Raw genomic sequence first — 19,283 nt, 5'->3', positions numbered from 1 at the left:
CGCGTGTCCGTTGGAGGAGGAACGTATTTGGACGTCTTGCAGCTGATCGTCAGCGGCCTCGCGAATGGTTGTGTCTACGGCCTGATCGCGATGGGCTTCGTGCTGATCTACAAGGCTACGGAAGCGGTGAATTTCGCCCAGGGCGATTTCATGATGCTCGGCGCCTTCATCTGTCTCGGTTTGACCAACCCGCAATTCATGGGACTACCCTTCTGGCTGTCCGTGCCGATCGCCATCGGTATCATGGGGGCATTCGGCTACGCGCTCGATCTCGTCGTGTTGCGCCGCATGTTCGGCCAGAGCCAGGTCGCCGTCATCATCCTCACGATCGCGCTCGGCTTCGTGCTGCGCTTCATGGCCGGCCTCATCTGGGGGCATGAGCCGATCTCCCTGCAATCGCCCATCGCGGGGCGCGACGTCCGCCTCGGAGGCCTCGTCCTCGGGTTGGACGAGATCATGGTGATCCTCGTCACGGTCATTCTGACAGTGGTGCTCTATTTCTACTTCAACCGCACGAAGCTCGGCGTCGCCATGCAGGCCTCGTCGCAGAACCAGCTAGCGGCCTACTATATGGGCATCCCGGTCAAGCGGGTGCACTCGCTGATCTGGGCGCTTGCCGGCATGGTCGCTGCGGTCGCAGGCATCCTCTTCGCCTCGAAAGGATCGATCGATCCGTCGATCGGCCTGCTCGGCATCAAGGCCTTCGCGGCTGCCGTCATCGGCGGGTTCGGCAGCCTGCCGGGCGCTTTGCTCGGCGGCATCATCGTCGGGCTGATCGAGCCCTTCGCCTCCCGGTACATCGCAGCCGGCTATTCGCAGATCATGCCGTATCTGCTGCTGTTCCTGATCCTGATCTTCCGACCGCACGGCATTCTCGCCCAGGTCCACCAGAAGAAGGTGTGAGCTGATGCGGACCGTTTTCAAGACATCGTACGACGCCGACATCAACCTGTTCCGTCATCGCGCTCAGGCCGGATGGTACGTCCTTCTGCTCGTCATCGCCGTCGGGCTGCCGCTCGTCATGAGCACGTTCGCGATCGGCGAGATGACCAATCTGCTGATCTGGGCCATCGCCTGCATGGGGCTGATGATCCTCGTCGGGCAGTCGGGTCAGGCGAGCCTCGGACATGCCGCGTTCCTCGCCGTCGGCTGCTACGCCAACGTGCTGCTGCAGACCAGGCTGGGCCTGCCCTTCATCCTGTCGTTTCCGCTGGCCGGCCTGATCGCCGGAATCGCCGGAGCCGTCATCGCCCGGCCGATGACCAAACTCCACGGCATCTATCTCGCCATCGGCACGCTGGCGATCTCGATCCTGACCGACGATCTGATCGTCGTCGCGGAGCCGCTGACGGCGGGCGTGATGGGGCTGATGGCCCCGGATATCGAGATCTTCGGCCTGAGCTTCAATCGCTACGGCAACCCGGACAGGCTCTATTACCTCGTCCTCGCGGTGACCCTGCTGGTGGTGCTTCTGTACCGCAACTTGCAGCGTTCGCCCCTCGGGCGCTCGTTTGCGGCGATCCGCGATTCCGAAATCTCGGCGCAGGCGATGGGCGTCAACGTCGCGCGGACGAAGGCCGTCGCATTCGGCATTTCGGCAGGCGTCACGGGGTTGGCCGGTGCGCTGATGGGGCACTTCGCCGGCATCTTCAACAACGAGACGTTCAACATCATCATCTCGATCCAGCTTCTGCTGGCAATCGTGATCGGCGGGTTGGGCTCGATCCACGGCGCATTCTTCGGCGCGGCCGTCGTGGCGCTCCTGCCGCAGGCGATCTCGCTGTCGCGCACGTTCCTGAACCAGTTCCTGGGCGGGAGCTCGATCGCCATACCCGGTCTCGAATCGGCGCTCTTCGGCGGGATCCTGATCCTGTTCATCCTGTTCGAGCCGATGGGCATCTATGGACGCTGGGTGAAGATACGAACCTATTTCGAGCTCTTCCCGTTCTACCGAAAGGACATGTTCCGCCGCCAGAAATCCTATCTCAAGACGGAGCGCATGCGATGAGCCTGTTGGAGATCGACAATGTGACGCTGCGCTTCGGCGGCGTGGTCGCGGTGAACAAGGTGTCGTTCAACGTGGAAGAGGGGGAGGTCTTCGCGCTCGTTGGCCCCAATGGCGCGGGCAAGTCGACGATCTTCAACCTCATCTCGCGCATCTACAATCCCGCCGAGGGCGACATCCGCTTCGACGGCAAGACGATCCTCGACAAGGCGCCGCACGAGATCGCCCGGCTGGGCATCGCGCGGACGTTCCAGAACATCGAACTGTTCGACCAAGCGACGGTGATGCAGAACCTGCTGGTCGGCCGCCATCGGCATCGCCAGAGCACGATGTGGACCGAACTCGGTTTCACGCCCTTCGTTCGCCGCGAGGAACGCCGGCATCGCGAGGCGATCGAGAAGGTGATCGATTTCCTCGACCTCCAGGCCTACCGCGACAAGTACATCGCGGGACTGCCTTATGGCGTGCGCAAGGTGGTGGAGATGGGCCGTGCGCTGGCGATCGAGCCGCGTCTGCTTCTGCTGGATGAGCCGGCATCGGGCCTCTCGGTCGAGGAGACGCAGGACGTCGCCTACTGGGTCGAGGACATCAAGAAGCAGATGGGGGTGACGGTCCTGATGGTCGAGCACGACATGCATCTCGTATCCGCCGTTTCGGACCGTGTGCTGGCGCTGGCGGACGGGAAGATGCTGTCGCTCGGCACGCCGCAGGAGGTGCAGAGCGATCCGAAGGTCATCGAGGCCTATATCGGGGTTTCCGACCAGAACGAGCAGGTGGTGGCATGATGGGGACCACGACGACAAGCGCTGCCGTGCCTGCCGCGAGCGATCAGAAAGATGTCGTGCTCTCGATCCAGAACATCGAGAGCTATTACGGGCCGATCATGGCGATCAGGGGTGTCAGCCTCGAAGTGCGGCGCGGGCAGATCGTGACCGTGCTTGGCGCCAATGGCGCCGGCAAGACGACCCTGATGAAGACCATCTCCGGCGTGATGGACCCCGAGAAGGGGCAGATCATGTATGGCGGGCAGAACATTGCGGGCGCGAACCCCGACAAGGTGGTGCGTGCGGGCATCGTTCACGTGCCCGAGGGCCGGGAGGTCTTCCCGCTTCTGACCGTGGAGGAAAACCTGAAGATGGGCGCCTTCATCCGCTCGGATGCCGACGGGGTGAAGGCCGATCAGGAGATGGTGTTCTCCTATTTCCCGATCCTGGCCGAGCGCCGGCGGCAGGCGGCGGGCACATTGTCGGGCGGGCAGCAGCAGATGCTGGCGATCGGGCGCGGCCTGATGGCGAAACCGAAGCTCATGCTGCTCGACGAGCCGAGCCTAGGTCTGTCGCCGCTTCTGGTGAAGGAAATCTTCCAGATCATCAAGCGGCTCAACCGCGAGCAGGGCGTCACGATGATGCTGGTCGAGCAGAACGCCAAGGTCGCGCTGGAAGTGGCCGACTATGGTTATGTGATGGAACTGGGGCGCATCGTGATGGCCGATACGGCGGACCGGCTGCTGCAGTCCAAGGACGTTCAGGAGTTCTATCTCGGCGTGCAGGAGGAGAGCCAGCGCGGCCAGAAACGGTGGAAACAGAAGAAGACCTGGCGATAGGCAAAAACTCGCGCCAAGACTCTGGGAGGAGTTCATGACGATCGCAGAAAAGCTGCCTCAGATGCAGACGGTGGATGGCCACTCGTTCAACGCTGACCTGACGACGGGGCCATTCTATTTCGACGGCTGCAACACGCTGGTGAAACTCTTTCGCCAGCGGTGCCTGGAATTGCGCGACACGGTCGCGCACCGCGAAAAGGACTACGGCATCTGGCTGTCCTACACGTGGACGGATTTTTACGACCATGCGCGCCTGATCGGGCTCGGGCTCATCTCGCTCGGGCTCAAGCGCGGCGAGGTGGTGTCGATCCTGTCGGAAGACAACAAGGAATGGATTTATACCGATCTCGGCGTCCAGTCGGTGGGTGGGATCGCGTCTGGCGTCTACACGACGGATTCGGCAGCGCAGCTTCGCTATCTGGTCAACGATTCCGACAGCCGCTTCCTGTTCCTGGAAAATGACGAGCAACTCGACAAGTATCTTTCGGTGAAGGACGAGATGCCGGGCCTTGCCACCGTCATCATCTACGACCGGGACGGCCTGCACGATTTTGCCGACGACAAGGTGATCTTTCTCGACGAGCTCTATGCGCTCGGCCGCGCCTACCTGAAGGAGCATCCGAACCGGTTCGACGAGGAAATCGCGCGGTCGGATCCCGATGATACCGCGATCCTGGTCTATACGTCGGGCACGACAGGGCCACCCAAGGGCGCGATGATCAGCCATTCCAACATCATCGCCTCGGTCATCGGGTCGGTTCTGACACTGCCGGTGAAGCCCTCGGACGAGCAGGTCTGCTTCCTGCCGCTTTGCCACATCCTCGAACGCCTCATCACGGTGTTCACGCCGATCGGGCTCAAGTCGACGGTGAACTTCGCGGAGAGCCCGGAGACGGTCTTCGACAATGTCCGCGAAGTCAGCCCGCATGTCTTCACGGCGGTGCCGCGTGTCTGGGAGAAAATCTACAGCCGCGTCACGATCATGGCGAGCGAGTCCACCATGCTCGGCAAATGGGCGTTCTCGCAAGCGCTCAAGACCGGCATGGCGCGCGGCGCGGCGCTCGAAAACGGCGATCCGGTGCCGCTCGGCACCCGCATGGCCTACGCGTTCTGGGATTTCGTCCTGCTTCACAATCTGCGACGCATGCTGGGTTTCGACCGGCTGCGCCGTGGCACGACGGGTGCCGCCCCGATCTCGCCGGACCTGCTCAAATGGTATCGCGCCGTGGGAATCACGGTGCTGGAGGGCTACGGCATGACGGAGAGTTCCGGCGTCATCTCGGTCAATCTTCTGGAGCGGAGCAAGACCGGCAGCGTCGGACCTGTCGTGCCGGGAAGCGAGGTGCGCATCGCACCGGACGGCGAGATCCAGTATCGCGGACCGAACGTCTTCAAGGGATACTGGAACAAGCCGGACAAGACGGCCGAAACGATCTCCGAAGATGGCTGGCTGCGCACCGGCGATGTCGGCCGTCTCGACAATGAGGGTTTCCTGTCGATAACCGGGCGCGTGAAGGACATCATCATCACCGCGGGCGGCAAGAACATCACGCCGGCCGAGATCGAGAACCGGCTGAAGTTCTCGCCTTACATTTCGGACGCGGTGGTGATCGGCGACAAGCGCAAGTTCCTGACCTGCCTGGTCATGATCGACCAGGAGAATGTCGAAAAGTTCGCGCAGGACCGGAAGGTGCCCTTCAACAACTTCAAGTCGCTCTGCGCGGCGCAGGAGGTGCGTGATCTGATCGGCGGTGTCGTCGCCGATACGAACAGGGAGTTCGCCCGCGTAGAACAAATCAAGGATTTCCGCTTGATCGATGTGCTGTTGACAGCCGAAGATGAGGAACTGACAGCCACGATGAAGTTGAAGCGCAGCTTCGTCGAACAGAAGCACAAGAAGCTGCTCGACGAGATGTATGGCTGAGGAGGCCATACGAAGGAATACGGGAACAACCAGGAGGAGTGAATATGAAGCATACGATCGGAAAGACGATACTTGCTGCGACATTTGCCGCGGGCCTTGCCTCGGCGGCACATGCGACGCAGGGCGTCAGCGATACTGAAATCGTGATCGGCTCGAACGGCGACCTGTCCGGCGTCTTCGCGGCGTTCAACGTCGGCGCCATCAAGGCGGCGCAGCAGATGTTCGACAAGGTCAACGAAGCGGGCGGCATCCATGGCCGCAAGATCCGGTTCGTGGTGGAGGACCACGGCTACCAGGTTCCCAAGGCGGTGCAGAACTTCAACAAGCTGATCAATTCCGATCAGGTCTTCGCGATGATCCTGAACCTCGGCACGCCGCACAACATCGCCGGCTTCCCGATCATGGAAGCCAAGCAGGTGGCGAACGTTTCGCCGCTGACGGCAGGACGCCAGATGATCGAAGGCGACATCACCTACAAGTACACGGGTACGTCGTCCTATTACGACCAGCTTCGTGCCGCGGTGAAGATGCTCGCCGAGCAGAACGACGCCAAGGACATCTGCGCGATGTATATCCCGTCGGATTTCGGCCTCGAAGTGTTCGAGGGCGCGCGCGACCAGGCCGAGGCGATGGGGCTCAACTACGCTTCGGAAACCACCCACAAGCCTGACGAGCAGGATTTCGTCGGCTCGATCCAGAAGCTCAAGGAAGCGGGTTGCGACATCGTCGCGACAGGCATCGGCGTGCGCCAGACGATCGTTGCCTACGGAACGGCCAAGAAGCTGGGTTGGACGGACGTTGCCTTCATCGGCGGCTCGGCTGCCATGAACACGGCTGTCGCGAAGGTGCCGGAAGGCGTGACGGAAGGGTATTATGCGGCGGCCGGCTGGTCCGACTTCGAAGCCCGCATGGACAATCCGGAAGTCAAGGAATGGGCGGAAGCCTATCAGACTGCGAATGGCGAACCGGCGGGAACGGCAGCTCAGCTTGGCTACAGCGCCGCCAACACGCTGGTGAAGGCGATCGAGGCTGCCGGCCAGGATCTGACAGCCGAGAGCTTCAAGGCGGGCATGGAATCGCTTTCATTCCATGATCCGATCGCCGACAGCGACGTGAAATACGGTCCGGACGACCATCAGGGCGCCGACATGATCGTCATCAACCGCGTCGAAGGCGGCATGTGGCGCGAAGTGGGCCGTGTCGATCCGACCCAGTCACAGTAACGACTGAGCAGACATGACAAACGCCGCGCGGTGTGAGCCGCGCGGCGTTTTTCGTTTCGAAGTGCCGGCGGCTATTCGCCCGGTTGCAACTTGGGCGTCTGCGCCTCTCGCATCTCGCGATGCAACCGCTGTTCCTCTTCGACATGCGGCGTGACGAAACGACCGATGAGAAGATAGGCGACCGGCGTCAGATAGAGCGTCGAGATGGTCGACAGGCCGAGACCGCCGACGATCACCCAGCCGAGCGCGATGCGTGCTTCGGCACCCGCACCGCTCGCCATGACCAGCGGCAGGCCACCGACGATCGTGCACAGCATCGTCATCATGACCGGGCGAAGGCGGATGTTCGACGCCTCCTCGATCGCATCGCGCACGTTGCGGCCGCGATCGCGCAACTGGTTTGCGAATTCCACGATCAGGATGCCGTTCTTGGCCATGATGCCGACCAGCATGACGAGGCCGATCTGGCTGTAGACGTTCAGGCTCGTGCCGGTCAGCAGGAGCGCGAAGATGGCGCAGGCGAGGCCGAGCGGGACCGTCGCCATGATGATGATGGCGCTGACGAAGCTTTCGAACTGCGCCGCCAGAACGAGCAGGATGATGATGATCGCGAACCCGAAGATCGTCACCATGCCGCCCGAGGTCTCATCGAGCGTCGCGGCTTCCGCGAGCGGAATGATGCGGCTGCCGGCCGGCAGATGCGGCTCGGCAATGCGTTGCGCCTCCGCGTAGGCGTCGCCGAGCGCGAAATCACCCGCGAGCGCCGACGTGATCGCCACCGAGCGCTGCTGTTGTTCGCGGGCAAGCGAGGGCGCGACAGCCTGTTCCGTGAGGCTTGCGATGGTCGACATCGGCACGAAGCGGCCATCCTGAGCCTTCAGGAAGATGTTTTCCAAATCCGTGGGGTCGTTGATCGGGTTGGTCGTCGAGACCAGCTTCACATCGAAAGCACGGTCCTCGATGAAGACGGTGCCGATCTCCCGGCCGTCGAGCATCGCCTGCATCGCGGCCCCGAGGCCGGCGATGTCGATGCCAAGATCCGAGGCCCGGTCGCGATCGATCGCGACGGAGAGCTGCGGCTGGGTCGTCTCGTTGCTCAACCGGGCCTGACGGAAGCGCGGATCCTGCTCCATGTCGGTCACGATGGCCTGTGCTGCACGGTTCAGATCGGCATAGCTGTTTCCGACCACCGCGAACTGCAGCCCGCTGCCCGCACCTCGAATGCCGAGGCTGTTGGGCTGGAAGGCGAAGGCTCGTACGCCGGGCACGTTCTGCACGCGTGACGTGATGTCGTTCAGGATTTCCTGCTGGCTGCGCTCGCGCTCGGACCAGGGCGAAAGCGACATGACGATGAAGCCGTTGTTCTGCTGGCCGCCTTGGCCCGCGATGGCGAACGTGCTGGCGATTTCCCCGTTGTCTCGCAGCGGCTGGATCAGTTCCTCGATGCGCCGCATCTGCTGAGACAGGTAGTCGAGGCTTACGCCCTGCGGTGCCGAGACGCGCACGAAGGCGGACGAGCGGTCCTCCGACGGGGTCAACTCGCTGCGGATCGTGCCGAAGAGACTTGCTGCGATGCCTGCGGTGATCACGGCCACGAGCACGACCACGAGAGGGGCGTTGAGGCATGCGCGCAGCGTGTGGCGATAAAAGCCCGCAAGCTTTCCGCCGATGCCACCATTCGGCCCGCTGCCATGGCTCTCCACCACACCGGCCTTGAGCATTCGCGACGCGAGCATCGGACAGAGCGAGAGCGCCACGATCGACGAGAGGAAAACTGCGATGGCGAGCGTGAAGCCGAACTCGCGGAACAGACCGCCCGTCTGGCCCGGCAGGAAGGAGAGCGGGACGAAGACGGCCACGAGCGTGGCGGTCGTCGCGACAACGGCAAAGAACACTTCCTGCGTGCCGAGAACCGCGGCTGCGCGTGGACCCATGCCCTCGTTGCGTCGCCGGACGATGTTTTCCAGAACGACGATCGCGTCGTCCACCACCAGACCGGCCGCCAGCACCAGCGCAAGGAGCGTCAGGATGTTGAGCGAGAAGCCTGCGAGGTAGATCGCGGCGAGCGTGCCGATGAGCGCGACGGGCATGGCAAGCCCGGGGATGATCGTGGCGCGCACGTCCCACAGGAACACGAAGATGATCAGGAGAACGACGGTTGCCGATATGCCGAGCGCGATCTCGACCTCGTGGATGGCGCCTTCGATGAAGACCGCGTCATCGCTGGTCACGAAGATATCCATGCCTTCGGGCAAGGTCGGCTTGATCTGCTGGACTGCGGCTGCAACGCCCTGCGATATCTCCAGGGTGTTGGACTGCGCAGCGCGGACGATGCCTATGCCGATGCCGCTTTTGCCATTGGCGCGAAGCTGCGATGTGCCGATGTCGGGACCGAGCGTGACGCTCGCGACATCGCGCAGGCGCGCATTGTCGCCGATGACGAGATTTTCAAACTGCTCCGGCGTGGAAATCGATGCCGTCGCACGGACGATCAGGTCCTGTGTGTTGCTGGTCAGCGAGCCTGCAGGCGTGTCGAACGCCATTGAGGACAACGCGGTGCTGATATCGCCGACAGTCAGGCCGAGGCTGGCGAGCCGCGACTGGTCGATGTCGATGCGGAAAATCTTGGCGCGGTCACCGTAAACCTGGGCGTCCGCCACGCCTGGGATGGAGGCAAAGGCATCGACGATCTGATCCTCGACGAAGACGGTCATGTCTTCGACCGACATCGTGTCGGACGTCACGGCCAGCCGGACCACCGCCTGCGCGTCCGCATCGGCTTTCACGATGCGCGGGATGTCGGCATTGTCAGGCAACTGGTTCTGCACGCGACCGACAGCGTCGCGCATGTCGGATGCGGCCGTGTCGAGGTTGACGCCGTCATTGAATTCCACCGTCACGCGGCTGCGTCCAAAGGACGAGGATGATGAGATGGATTTCACGCCCGAAACCCGGGAGATGGCGCCTTCGAGCGTCGCGGTCAGTTCACGATCGATGGATTCGGCGGACGCGCCGGTGAAATCGGTCGTGACCGTGATGACGGGGCGGTCGACGTCGGGCAGTTCGCGGATTTCCACGCCGAACAAGGCTGCAAGACCCGCAACGGTGATCAGCGTGTTGATGACGAATGCGAGCACGGGACGGCGCACGAAAAGTGCTGTGATCCCGCCGTCGTTCGTGGTGTTGGCCCCTTCGCTCACGGGCATTCTCCCTGATGTCGCGCCCGCGGGCCTAGGAATCTGTCGGGGATATCGCGGCCTGCGGCTGCGCGCCGCCGGGGCCGCTCACGACGCGAACCTCGGCGCCCTCGCGCACCGAGTGGATGCCCTCGGTCACGACGGCATTCGCGTCGCCGAAGTCGGCCGATACGAGAACGCTTTCCGTATTGCGCTGGATGATCGTCACCGGTGCGCGCCGTGCCACGCCGTTCTGGACGAGCCAGACGAACGCGCCATCGGTGCCCCACTGGATCGCCAGCGGATCGACGGACGGATAGGTGTCGCCTGGGAACTGCATCTGCGTCTGGAACGACATGCCGGCGCGCAACGTATCGTCTTCGTTTTCGATGCTTGCCTGGATGCGCAGTGTGCGGCTCTGCGAGTCGATGCGATTGTCGACCGCACTGACAACGCCTTCATAGCTCTGTCCGGGCCTGGCGACAGAGGAAGCGGTTACTGTCTGCCCGACGGAAATCATCCCGGCGAAGCGCTCCGGCGCCCAGAAATCGATGACGATGCGAGACCGATCGTCGATCGTGGCGATCTCGGTCTGCGCGGTGACATAATTGCCTGCGGAGACGGGAAGAATGCCGACGATGCCCGAAATCGGCGCGACGATCGACCTGCGCGACAGCGTCAGTTCGGCATCGCGGAGTTGAAGCCTTGCATTGTTGACGGCGAGTTGTGCTTCGTTCAACTGCACGGCCGTGACCGTGTTGGAGGTTCGCAGCGCCTGGACGCGTTCCAGCCGCGAATTCGCGTCCTCCAGCGAAATCTGCGCGCGGTCGACGGCGATCTCCTCGGTGTCGGAATCGAGGGTCGCGATGATGTCGCCTGCCTCGACGCGTGACCCGGACTGGACCAGGATTTCGTTGAGGCGTCCGGCAGCGAAGGGCGTCACGGAAACGGTGCTGAGCGCCCGGCCGGTGCCAATCGCGGAGAGACGGTCGTTGATGGTGGACGAACCGATTTCGGCGGACACCACTATCGCATTCTGCTGGCCAAATCCGCCGCCGGCCTGTTCCTGCCGGGTGCGCTCCGGCACGGACGCGGAGGCCCAGTCGATCCCCCAGCGCGACAGAACTTCCGGCGCGCCTGGAAAGAACGAGATCCAAAGCCCGCCTGCAACGACAACCGTTACCAGCGCGACGAGGATTTGTTTCAGGAACGACATGCCGATCTCCGGATACCAGGCGGGGGTCATCCGCGGGGATTCGTGACCACCAAACATGCAAATCGGGACCGCCGCCCCAACTGCCGCTGCAGCGCATCCCTCCTGCAGCACTTATGCCAACAGTTCCGGAGCAATGCACCAGATATAACATTAAATATCGGTAATTTACCCGTTACCCGACCGCTCCGCCATGTGAGGCTTGCACTTGCGTCCGGCGCGCACCGCGTTGGCGCGCGCGCGTGGTTTGCGAAACAGCATGGGCCTCCAGCGTTTTTACCGCTGGTAAGCCAATCGCAGGCGCGGCATTGTGCGCGGCGTATTGGTGGGGCGATACGCGGGCGAAGGACTTCGCATTGCGGCATAGCGCGCCGGAGCACAGCAACGGAGTCCATGATGGCAGGCAATCTCTCTTTCGATCAGTTGAAGAAGACCGTCACCGACGGTGACGTCGACACCGTTCTGGCATGCGCCGTCGACATGCAGGGACGCCTGATCGGAAAGAGGTTCCTCGCCAAGTACTTCGTCGAATCCGCCTATGATGAGACACATGGCTGCAACTACCTGCTCGCCAACGACATCGATATGGAGCCTGTGCCCGGCTACAAGGCCGCGAGCTGGTCGAAGGGCTATGGTGACTTCGTCATGAAGCCGGATCTCGGCACGATCCGCACCGTGCCGTGGCTCGAGAAGACGGCGCTCGTGCTGTGCGACATTCTCGATCACCACACCCATGGCGACCTGCCGCATTCGCCGCGAGCGATCCTGCGCAAGCATGTCGCGCGGCTGAAGGAGCGCGGCTACCTCGCCTATTTCGCATCGGAGCTGGAATTCTACCTCTTCAGCGAGAGCTACGATTCCGCGCGTGCCAAGCACTGGCACAACCTCGACACCGCATCGCCTTATATCGGCGACTACCTGATCGGCATCACGAGCAAGGAAGAAGACGTGATGCGCCGCCTGCGCAACGACATGGAGGCGGCCGGTATTCCGATCGAGAACTCGAAGGGCGAGTGGGGACCCGGCCAGGAAGAGATCAACGTTCGCTATGCCGAAGTGCTCGACATGGCCGACCGCCACGTGATCCTGAAGAACGGAGCAAAGGAAATCGCCGGCCAGATGGGCAAGGCGATCTCCTTCATGGCGAAGTACAATTACGACCTGGCCGGCAATTCCAGCCACATCCACAATTCGCTGTGGAGCGCTGATGGCAAGACGCCGCTGTTCTACGACAAGGATGCGAACTGGACGCTCTCGACGCTGGGCCAGCAATGGGCTGCCGGCCAGCTCAAATACGCCAAGGAGTTCACCTGGTTCCTGGCGCCCTACATCAACTCATACAAGCGCTTCCAGGCCGGCACCTTCGCGCCGACGAAGATCATGTGGTCGGAAGACAACCGCACGGCGGGCTTCAGGCTTTGCGGGGAGGGCACCAAGGGCATCCGCATGGAGTGCCGGATCGGCGGCGCGGACCTGAACCCCTATCTCGCCTTCGCAGCACTCATCGCCGCCGGCCTCGCCGGCATCGACGAGCAACTCGAGTTGCAGAAGCCGTTCGTCGGTGACGCCTATCAGGCGAGCCGCCTGCCGGAGATCCCCAAGACGCTGCGCGAGGCGACCGAGACGCTGAGCAAGTCCAAGATGCTCAAGACCGCGTTCGGCGAAGACGTCGTGGAGCACTACGTCCATACCGCGCGCTGGGAGCAGATGGAATACGACCGCCGCGTGACCGACTGGGAGCTGCATCGCGGCTTCGAGCGATATTGATTGGCATCGAGAGATCATCATGACTGAAACCATCAAGCTGAAATCCCCCGTCGATGGGTCGATCTATGTCGAGCGACCGGTCGCGACCGAGCAGGCGATCAATGCCGCCGTGGAGCGCGCGAAATCGGCGCAGGCGGACTGGGCGCGCGTATCGACCGAGGAGCGCGCGAAATATCTGCTGTCCTTCCTCGACGCGCTCCTCGCCATGAACGACGAGATCGTGCCGGAGATCGCCTGGCAGATGGGCCGCCCCGTGCGTTACGGCGGCGAGAAGGGCGGTGTCGAGGAGCGCACCCGCTACATGGTCGGATTGGCTGAAAAGGCGCTTGCCCCCTTCGTGCCGGAAGAGCGTCCCGGGTTCCGCCGCTATCTGAAGCGCGAGCCGCTGGGCGTCGTCTTCGTCATCGCACCGTGGAACTACCCGTATCTGACGGCGGTCAATTCGATCGTGCCGGCGCTGATGGCTGGCAACGCGGTCATTCTCAAGCACGCCGCACAGACGCTGCTCGTCGGTGAGCGCTTCCAGCAGGCGTTCGACAAGACAGGCCTTCCGAAAGGGCTGTTCCAGAACATCGTCCTCAATCACGGCCAGACCGAAAAACTCCTCGCTTCGGGCAAGGTCGATCACTGCAACTTCACCGGTTCGGTCGGAGGTGGCCGGGCGATTGAGAAGGCCGCTGCTGGAACGTTCATGACCCTCGGTCTCGAACTTGGCGGCAAGGATCCGGCCTATGTGTTGCCGGACGTGAAGCTCGACCACGCCATCGCAAACCTCGTCGATGGCGCGTTCTACAACTCCGGCCAGTGCTGCTGCGGCATCGAGCGCGTCTACGTTCACGAGGCGATTTACGACGATTTCGTCGAGGGGTTCATCGCCGAGACGAAGAACTATGTCGTCGGCAATCCGCTCGATCAGGCGACTACGATGGGCCCGATGGCGCAGGCGCGCTTCGCCGATTTCATCCGCGAGCAGAAGGCCGAAGCCCTGCGCAAGGGCGCGAAAGCGCATATCGGCATGGCGGTCGATGGCGATCGCGAAGGCTCGCCCTATCTCGCACCCGAAGTGCTGACAGACGTCAATCACCAGATGAGCGTGATGCGCGAGGAGAGTTTTGGGCCAATCGTCGGCATCATGAAGGTGCGTAACGACGAGGAAGCGATCGCGCTGATGAACGACAGCCCGTACGGGCTGACGGCTTCGCTCTGGACCACGGATACGGACCATGCCGCAGCGCTCGGCGACCGGATCGAGACGGGCACGGTCTTCATGAACCGCTGCGACTATGTCGATCCGGGCCTCGTCTGGACCGGCGTCAAGGATACGGGCAAAGGCGGCGCGATGGGTCTCGTCGGCTACGAGAACCTGACGCGGCCGAAGAGCTATCATCTGCGCGAAGCGATCTGATTTTTGAAAGAATCTCAATGACCAACCTCATCTCGAAATGGAACTACCCGACCACGATCCGCTTCGGTGCCGGGCGCATCACGGAACTGCCCGAAGTCCTGAAGGATGTAGGCATCTCGAATCCACTTTTCGTGACTGATCCGGGCCTTGCGAAACTGCCGGTGGTCGCGTCGACGCTGAAGCTGCTGGTGGATGCCGGCGTGGCGCATGGTGTCTTTTCCGATGTGAAGCCCAATCCCGTCGAATCGAACCTCACGGCCGGCATCGAGGTGTTCAAGAGCGGAAAGCATGACGGCGTGATCGCCTTCGGCGGTGGCTCCGCGCTCGACCTCGGCAAGCTCATCGCCTTCCAGGCGCATCAGGTGCGGCCGGTCTGGGACTTTGAGGACATCGGCGATTGGTGGACCCGCGCCGACGGCTCGAAGATCGCGCCGATCATTGCCGTGCCGACGACCGCCGGCACCGGGTCGGAAGTCGGGCGCGCGGGCGTGCTGACGCATGAGGCGAGCCACACCAAGAAGGTGATCTTCCATCCGAAGATGATGCCGGCCATCGTGATCGCCGATCCCGAACTCACCGTAGGCATGCCGCCCTTCATCACCGCCGGAACCGGCATGGATGCGCTAGCGCATTGCCTCGAAGCCTATTGCGCACCCGGCTACCACCCGATGGCCGACGGCATCGCGCTGGAGGGCATGCGGTTGGCCTTTGAAAACCTGCCGAAGGCTTTTGCGAATGGCTCCGATCTTGCCGCCCGCGCGCACATGATGTCGGCTGCTGCTATGGGCGCCACCGCGTTCCAGAAGGGGCTCGGCGCGATCCATTCGCTGTCGCATCCGATCGGTGCGCTCTATGACACGCATCACGGCATGACGAACGCCGTCTTCATGCCCTATGTGCTCGCCTTCAACCGCAGCGCTATCGAGGAGCGCATCGAACGCGCGTCCGCTTATCTCGGTATAGACGGCGGCTTCGACGGCTTTGCAAAAGCGATCCTCGCGCTTCGCGAGGAACTGAAAGTTCCGCACGCACTTGCTGGGCTGATCAAGGATCTGGCTATGGACGACGAGCGCAAGGGCCTCATCGCGGACATGGCGATCGTAGACCCGACAGCCGGCGGCAATCCGGTCGAGTTGACGCGGGCGGCGGCGCTCGATCTGCTCAATCAGGCGATCGACGGACGGCTGTAAAGCCTGATCGAACAAGCTCCGACCGAGTTCGGCGCGGAGCTTGTTCGGGCTCGGCTCTGCGGCAGGCTGAAATAGGCGGCCTGTCGCAAATACCGCCGAATTGCGCCGCGCGACGCTCAAGGGCCATGAGTGTTTGGATCAACGCTGACGTCGTTGGATCAGTGTGCGGAATAACGGTGCGCAGGTTCCTCCCAGGATGGCCCCCATCGCAATCCACCCAAGAGCTTCGCCACCAAGAACTTCAATACCAATGTAGGCGGCCGCGAAGCAGCCGACCACCGCCAATAGGCCTTTCCAGATCAAGTCTGCGGTCACAGTTCATCCTTCCGTCCATCATCTTGCACCTCATGGTCCTGTCAGCGACAGAGGCCCTTCTGGCGCATCTGCCGAGCGTGGATTCGACCTTGCTGCTGTGCCCAGGCATCGGCTTTTCTCGAGCCGGATGCCCGAACGATACGGTTGTATTCAGCCTCCATTCGCCGTCGATCGCGCGAGGAAACGAGATCGATGGAGCAGGCAGGGAGCGCCGCCCGTTGACGTGACTGACTTGGCCTGTTCTCGCGGGAATTGCGGCTCGGCTTCATCGTCCTGTTACGGTTCTGATGGTCCTGTAGACGCTGCCATTGCTGGTTTTCGAGGTGACGACCCAAGGTGTTCATGTCTTGAGCCGCGGCAGGTGCCGCAATTGCCAGAGCCAATGTGATTGCCAAGGTCGATATCGTTTTTCGCTTCATCGCATTATCTCACGCGCTTCGTCACCAGGCGGAGACGTTAGCGCACCAGTCAAAAGCTGCAACTTGTAAGTGAAGTGCAATCCCGCCCACGCGGGTAATCGCGGAACCTCCAACGAAGGGAAATGTGATGAACTCGATCCGAAGTTTCTTCTTCGGTGGCCTCGCCATGCTGGCGGCTGCCAGCCTCATGGAGCGTGCGGGGATGGTCGGGCTGATCTATGGCCGGGCAACAAGAACAGTCGCGCCATGGCTTCGGCTGATCACGCCGGACATCGCGAAAAATGACCTATCGAACTCGGCTCGGTTCGATGAACCTGACGACCACCATGTGAGGCGGCCTCTCTGAGGCGAAATTTGCAACAATTTCAAGGAGTTCGGATGGTGGGCGTGACAGGGATTGAACCTGTGACCCCTACGATGTCAACGTAGTGCTCTCCCGCTGAGCTACACGCCCATCCGACGTCGCGCATACACCACAGGCAGTCGCTGGCGTCAAGACACGAAAGGACGCCTTTCGTCGCCTCTGCAGCGCTTTTTGAAAAGCGCTGGTCATGATGCGTGTCAGGCGGCCTGAAGCATCTTCTCGACCTCGTTGACGAGGTCGCGCAGGTGGAAGGGCTTGGACAGGACTTTGGCGTCCTTGGGAGCTTTGGAATCGGGGTTCAAGGCGACCGCGGCAAAACCGGTGATGAACATCACCTTCAGGTCCGGATCGATCTCCGTCGCACGGCGCGCAAGTTCGATGCCGTCCATCTCGGGCATGACGATGTCGGTGAGAAGCAGAGAGAAGGGCTCCTCGCGCAGTCGCTCATAGGCGCTTGCGCCATTGTCGAAGTCGCTGACGTCGTAGCCTGCACGTTCGAGCGCCTTCACGAGAAAGCGCCGCATGTCGTTGTCGTCTTCCGCCAACAGAATTCTTGCCATGATTCCCGTCCGAATCGCGTGATTGGGTGCCCGGCGAATGCCGGTGCATTAACCATTTCCGGTATATGTGGGAGGGAGAGTAAAGATCAAGTGAATGGCGCCGCCGCTCACCACCGGCAAATCGCTGGTTTGAAAAGCATTTGTGCTCCGGCGGCAGGCTGGACATGGGCCGAGCCAGATGGCATTTTCGCTCGGGAGGGTCGGTCCGAGAGTGTGTTCGGGAGTTTCATGACGGCAACAGACGACTTCCGGGCGATACCGGCCTTTGAGGTGCGCAGTCCCGCGGAACAGCGCGTGCCGTTCGTCTTCAACTCGCCCCACAGCGGGCGCGTCTACCCGCCCCGATTCCTGGCGATGAGCAAGCTCGATGCGAGTGCCATCCGCCGCTCCGAGGATTGCTTCGTCGACGACCTGTTCGGCGGCGCCGTTCCGCTCGGCGCGCCGATGCTGGCGGCAAACTTCCCGCGCGCCTATCTCGACGCCAATCGCGAGCCCTGGGAGCTTGATCCGCGGATGTTCAGCGATCCCCTGCCGCCGCATGCCAATGCGCGATCCGCGCGGGTGGCGGGCGGGCTCGGCACCGTGCCGCGACTGGTGGGCGAGGGTCAGGAAATCTACAAGGCCAAGCTGAAGCTCGCTGAAGCGGTCATGCGGGTCGAGACTGTCTACAAGCCGTATCATGAACAACTGAAGCGGCTGCTCACGCGCACGCATTCGCGCTTCGGCTTCGCCGTGCTGGTGGATTGTCACTCGATGCCGGCGAGCATCAGGCTGGGCGACAATGGCATGCGCCCCGATTTCATCGTCGGCGACCGCTTTGGTGTGGCTTGCGCTCCGGCGCTCACCGAGGCTGCGATCGGCATCCTGTCGGGCATGGGGTACACCGTCGCTCATAACAAGCCGTATGCGGGCGGGTTCATCACGGAGCACTATGGGCGGCCTGCTCGCGGGCTGCACGCGATCCAGATCGAGGTGAATCGCGGGCTTTATCTCAATGAGCGGACGTTCGAACGCACCAGCGGGTTTGCTGCGCTTGCGAGCGACTTGACCCGTTTTGCGGCCGACATCATGGCCATCCCGGAACACTATCTGCACGGGCTGCCGCTCGCCGCAGAATAGTTTTACCGAGCCAACCTTCTGACTTCATTCAAAAAAAAGACCGCATCGTTTGCACGTTGCGGCCGAAGTCTAGGGAGGAAACGCCCAAGGAGGGCATAGACAGGTCGCCCTGTCCGATGCCGAGTTTATGTTGCGTTGCACAAAAGTCAAGCGGGTTTGGCGGGCTGTGCAAAATTTCATCGTTGTCCGCCATCGCGGCAATTCAGGAGCCTCACAATGACCATCGACGCGGACTTCATGCGGCGTATCGCTGCTGCCGCTGCCGCCCAGACATTGCCGCGCTTCAGGCAATCGGGACTGGTGTCGAACAAGCTCTTGAGCGGCTTCGACCCCGTCACCGAAGCCGACCGCGAAGCGGAGATGGCGATCCGCAGGCTCATACTCGGCGCGTTTCCGGAACACGGCATTCTTGGCGAGGAGTTCGGACCGGAGAACATCGATGCGAGGCATGTCTGGGTGATCGATCCGATCGACGGCACGCGGGCCTTCATCTCAGGCTTGCCGCTCTGGGGCACGCTTGTCGGGTTGACGGACGCTGGCGACGCGATCGCGGGAATGATGTCGCAGCCATTCACTGGAGAGCTCTTCTGGGCGATCGACGGCGTCTCGCACTTCGAAGGTCCCGGCGGGGCACGCCGGCTATCGACGCGGCCAACGACGGATATCGCGGACGCCACGCTCTGCACGACGACGCCTGCGCTGTTCACGGGCGCTATGCGCGGAGCATATGATCGCCTGGAGGGTGCGGTGCAACTCGCCCGCTACGGCACCGATTGCTATGCCTACGCGATGCTTGCCGCCGGCCATGTCGATCTCGTCGTCGAGACCGGTCTCCAGCCTTACGATATCGTGGCTCTCGTGCCCATCATCGAAGGGGCTGGCGGTGTCGTGACGACGTGGGATGGAGGGCCTGCCGAGAAGGCCGGCGACATCGTCGCGGCCGCGACCCCGCAGCTTCACGAGGCAGCGCTCGAAATGCTCAATCGCGCCTAGAAGCCGG

The 19,283-nt window shown here is 62.4% G+C and carries 16 protein-coding genes and 1 tRNA gene; 12 read left to right on the top strand and 5 right to left on the bottom strand.

Annotated elements, in window-relative coordinates; all coding sequences use genetic code 11:
• Positions 1–27: 27 nt before the first annotated feature.
• Genes AAFN55_RS23625 through AAFN55_RS23600 form a run of 6 tightly spaced genes read left to right on the top strand, consistent with a single transcriptional unit; the run spans position 28 to position 6,755 of the window.
• Complete coding sequence (locus tag AAFN55_RS23625) at positions 28–903, top strand: branched-chain amino acid ABC transporter permease (RefSeq protein ID WP_347801431.1); 876 nt, start codon at positions 28–30, stop codon at positions 901–903.
• A gap of 4 nt (positions 904–907) precedes the next feature.
• Positions 908–2,008, top strand: a complete 1,101-nt coding sequence (locus tag AAFN55_RS23620; protein ID WP_347801430.1) for a branched-chain amino acid ABC transporter permease — start codon at positions 908–910, stop codon at positions 2,006–2,008.
• On the top strand, positions 2,005–2,790 hold the full coding sequence (locus AAFN55_RS23615; protein ID WP_347801429.1) for an ABC transporter ATP-binding protein: 786 nt from the start codon (positions 2,005–2,007) through the stop codon (positions 2,788–2,790). The genes AAFN55_RS23620 and AAFN55_RS23615 overlap by 4 nt, the downstream gene beginning before the upstream one ends.
• Positions 2,790–3,608, top strand: a complete 819-nt coding sequence (locus tag AAFN55_RS23610; RefSeq protein WP_347801486.1) for an ABC transporter ATP-binding protein — start codon at positions 2,790–2,792, stop codon at positions 3,606–3,608. The genes AAFN55_RS23615 and AAFN55_RS23610 overlap by 1 nt, the downstream gene beginning before the upstream one ends.
• 34 nt (positions 3,609–3,642) lie before the next feature.
• Positions 3,643–5,532 carry a long-chain fatty acid--CoA ligase gene (locus AAFN55_RS23605; protein WP_347801428.1) on the top strand — a complete coding sequence of 630 codons (1,890 nt, stop codon included), beginning with the start codon at positions 3,643–3,645 and terminating at the stop codon, positions 5,530–5,532.
• A 44-nt stretch (positions 5,533–5,576) separates the two neighbouring features.
• Entirely contained in the window at positions 5,577–6,755 is a 1,179-nt protein-coding gene (locus AAFN55_RS23600; RefSeq protein ID WP_347801427.1) for an ABC transporter substrate-binding protein, read from the top strand.
• A 71-nt stretch (positions 6,756–6,826) separates the two neighbouring features.
• Here AAFN55_RS23600 and AAFN55_RS23595 read toward each other — a convergent pair whose 3' ends face one another.
• Together AAFN55_RS23595 and AAFN55_RS23590 are read right to left on the bottom strand one after the other, a co-directional pair.
• Complete coding sequence (locus tag AAFN55_RS23595) at positions 6,827–9,955, bottom strand: efflux RND transporter permease subunit (protein WP_347801426.1); 3,129 nt, start codon at positions 9,953–9,955, stop codon at positions 6,827–6,829.
• A 31-nt stretch (positions 9,956–9,986) separates the two neighbouring features.
• Positions 9,987–11,177: an efflux RND transporter periplasmic adaptor subunit gene (locus AAFN55_RS23590; RefSeq protein ID WP_347801425.1), complete on the bottom strand. Its 1,191-nt coding sequence runs from the start codon at positions 11,175–11,177 to the stop codon at positions 9,987–9,989.
• Between the two features lie 363 nt (positions 11,178–11,540).
• Between AAFN55_RS23590 and AAFN55_RS23585 the strand changes: the two genes are divergently transcribed.
• From AAFN55_RS23585 to AAFN55_RS23575, 3 genes are read left to right on the top strand one after another with little or no spacing between them, the layout of a single operon-like run.
• Complete coding sequence (locus AAFN55_RS23585; protein ID WP_347801424.1) at positions 11,541–12,911, top strand: glutamine synthetase family protein; 1,371 nt, start codon at positions 11,541–11,543, stop codon at positions 12,909–12,911.
• Between the two features lie 19 nt (positions 12,912–12,930).
• Positions 12,931–14,316 carry an aldehyde dehydrogenase family protein gene (locus tag AAFN55_RS23580; protein WP_347801423.1) on the top strand — a complete coding sequence of 462 codons (1,386 nt, stop codon included), beginning with the start codon at positions 12,931–12,933 and terminating at the stop codon, positions 14,314–14,316.
• Between the two features lie 17 nt (positions 14,317–14,333).
• Complete coding sequence (locus tag AAFN55_RS23575) at positions 14,334–15,506, top strand: iron-containing alcohol dehydrogenase (protein WP_347801422.1); 1,173 nt, start codon at positions 14,334–14,336, stop codon at positions 15,504–15,506.
• A 356-nt stretch (positions 15,507–15,862) separates the two neighbouring features.
• Here AAFN55_RS23575 and AAFN55_RS23570 read toward each other — a convergent pair whose 3' ends face one another.
• The gene (locus AAFN55_RS23570; protein ID WP_347801421.1) at positions 15,863–16,240 is read right to left on the bottom strand and encodes a hypothetical protein; all 378 of its coding nucleotides are present in this window, start codon (positions 16,238–16,240) and stop codon (positions 15,863–15,865) included.
• Between the two features lie 127 nt (positions 16,241–16,367).
• Here AAFN55_RS23570 and AAFN55_RS23565 point away from each other — a divergent pair, with 127 nt between their 5' ends.
• The gene (locus AAFN55_RS23565) at positions 16,368–16,586 is read left to right on the top strand and encodes a hypothetical protein (RefSeq protein WP_347801420.1); all 219 of its coding nucleotides are present in this window, start codon (positions 16,368–16,370) and stop codon (positions 16,584–16,586) included.
• A 33-nt stretch (positions 16,587–16,619) separates the two neighbouring features.
• On the opposite strand, the gene AAFN55_RS23560 is transcribed toward AAFN55_RS23565, so the two are convergent.
• A tRNA-Val gene (locus AAFN55_RS23560) sits at positions 16,620–16,694 on the bottom strand.
• A 107-nt stretch (positions 16,695–16,801) separates the two neighbouring features.
• Positions 16,802–17,164 (bottom strand): response regulator, encoded by a 363-nt coding sequence (locus AAFN55_RS23555; protein ID WP_347801419.1) that lies wholly within the window; start codon positions 17,162–17,164, stop codon positions 16,802–16,804.
• Positions 17,165–17,392: 228 nt separating this feature from the next.
• Here AAFN55_RS23555 and AAFN55_RS23550 point away from each other — a divergent pair, with 228 nt between their 5' ends.
• The gene (locus tag AAFN55_RS23550; protein WP_347801485.1) at positions 17,393–18,283 is read left to right on the top strand and encodes an N-formylglutamate amidohydrolase; all 891 of its coding nucleotides are present in this window, start codon (positions 17,393–17,395) and stop codon (positions 18,281–18,283) included.
• Positions 18,284–18,499: 216 nt separating this feature from the next.
• Positions 18,500–19,276, top strand: a complete 777-nt coding sequence (hisN, locus tag AAFN55_RS23545; RefSeq protein ID WP_347801418.1) for a histidinol-phosphatase — start codon at positions 18,500–18,502, stop codon at positions 19,274–19,276.
• The last annotated feature ends 7 nt before the right edge of the window (positions 19,277–19,283 follow it).

The sequence above is a fragment of the Mesorhizobium sp. CAU 1732 genome, from assembly GCF_039888675.1.
Lineage (GTDB): Bacteria > Pseudomonadota > Alphaproteobacteria > Rhizobiales > Rhizobiaceae > Aerobium.
The sequence above is the reverse complement of the archived record's forward strand: the minus strand, read 5'-3'. Positions and strand labels throughout refer to the sequence as shown.

Excerpts from the sequence above, each read along its gene's own strand:
- AAFN55_RS23620 (WP_347801430.1), top strand. The coding sequence starts at position 908 with ATGCGGACCGTTTTCAAGACATCGTACGACGCCGACATCAACCTGTTC.
- AAFN55_RS23615 (WP_347801429.1), top strand. The coding sequence starts at position 2,005 with ATGAGCCTGTTGGAGATCGACAATGTGACGCTGCGCTTCGGCGGCGTG.
- AAFN55_RS23575 (WP_347801422.1), top strand. The coding sequence starts at position 14,334 with ATGACCAACCTCATCTCGAAATGGAACTACCCGACCACGATCCGCTTC.
- hisN (WP_347801418.1), top strand. The coding sequence starts at position 18,500 with ATGACCATCGACGCGGACTTCATGCGGCGTATCGCTGCTGCCGCTGCC.
- AAFN55_RS23565 (WP_347801420.1), top strand. The coding sequence starts at position 16,368 with ATGAACTCGATCCGAAGTTTCTTCTTCGGTGGCCTCGCCATGCTGGCG.
- AAFN55_RS23610 (WP_347801486.1), top strand. The coding sequence starts at position 2,790 with ATGGGGACCACGACGACAAGCGCTGCCGTGCCTGCCGCGAGCGATCAG.
- AAFN55_RS23600 (WP_347801427.1), top strand. The coding sequence starts at position 5,577 with ATGAAGCATACGATCGGAAAGACGATACTTGCTGCGACATTTGCCGCG.
- AAFN55_RS23550 (WP_347801485.1), top strand. The coding sequence starts at position 17,393 with ATGACGGCAACAGACGACTTCCGGGCGATACCGGCCTTTGAGGTGCGC.
- AAFN55_RS23605 (WP_347801428.1), top strand. The coding sequence starts at position 3,643 with ATGACGATCGCAGAAAAGCTGCCTCAGATGCAGACGGTGGATGGCCAC.
- AAFN55_RS23590 (WP_347801425.1), bottom strand. The coding sequence starts at position 11,177 with ATGACCCCCGCCTGGTATCCGGAGATCGGCATGTCGTTCCTGAAACAA.
- AAFN55_RS23570 (WP_347801421.1), bottom strand. The coding sequence starts at position 16,240 with ATGAAGCGAAAAACGATATCGACCTTGGCAATCACATTGGCTCTGGCA.
- AAFN55_RS23555 (WP_347801419.1), bottom strand. The coding sequence starts at position 17,164 with ATGGCAAGAATTCTGTTGGCGGAAGACGACAACGACATGCGGCGCTTT.
- AAFN55_RS23585 (WP_347801424.1), top strand. The coding sequence starts at position 11,541 with ATGGCAGGCAATCTCTCTTTCGATCAGTTGAAGAAGACCGTCACCGAC.
- AAFN55_RS23580 (WP_347801423.1), top strand. The coding sequence starts at position 12,931 with ATGACTGAAACCATCAAGCTGAAATCCCCCGTCGATGGGTCGATCTAT.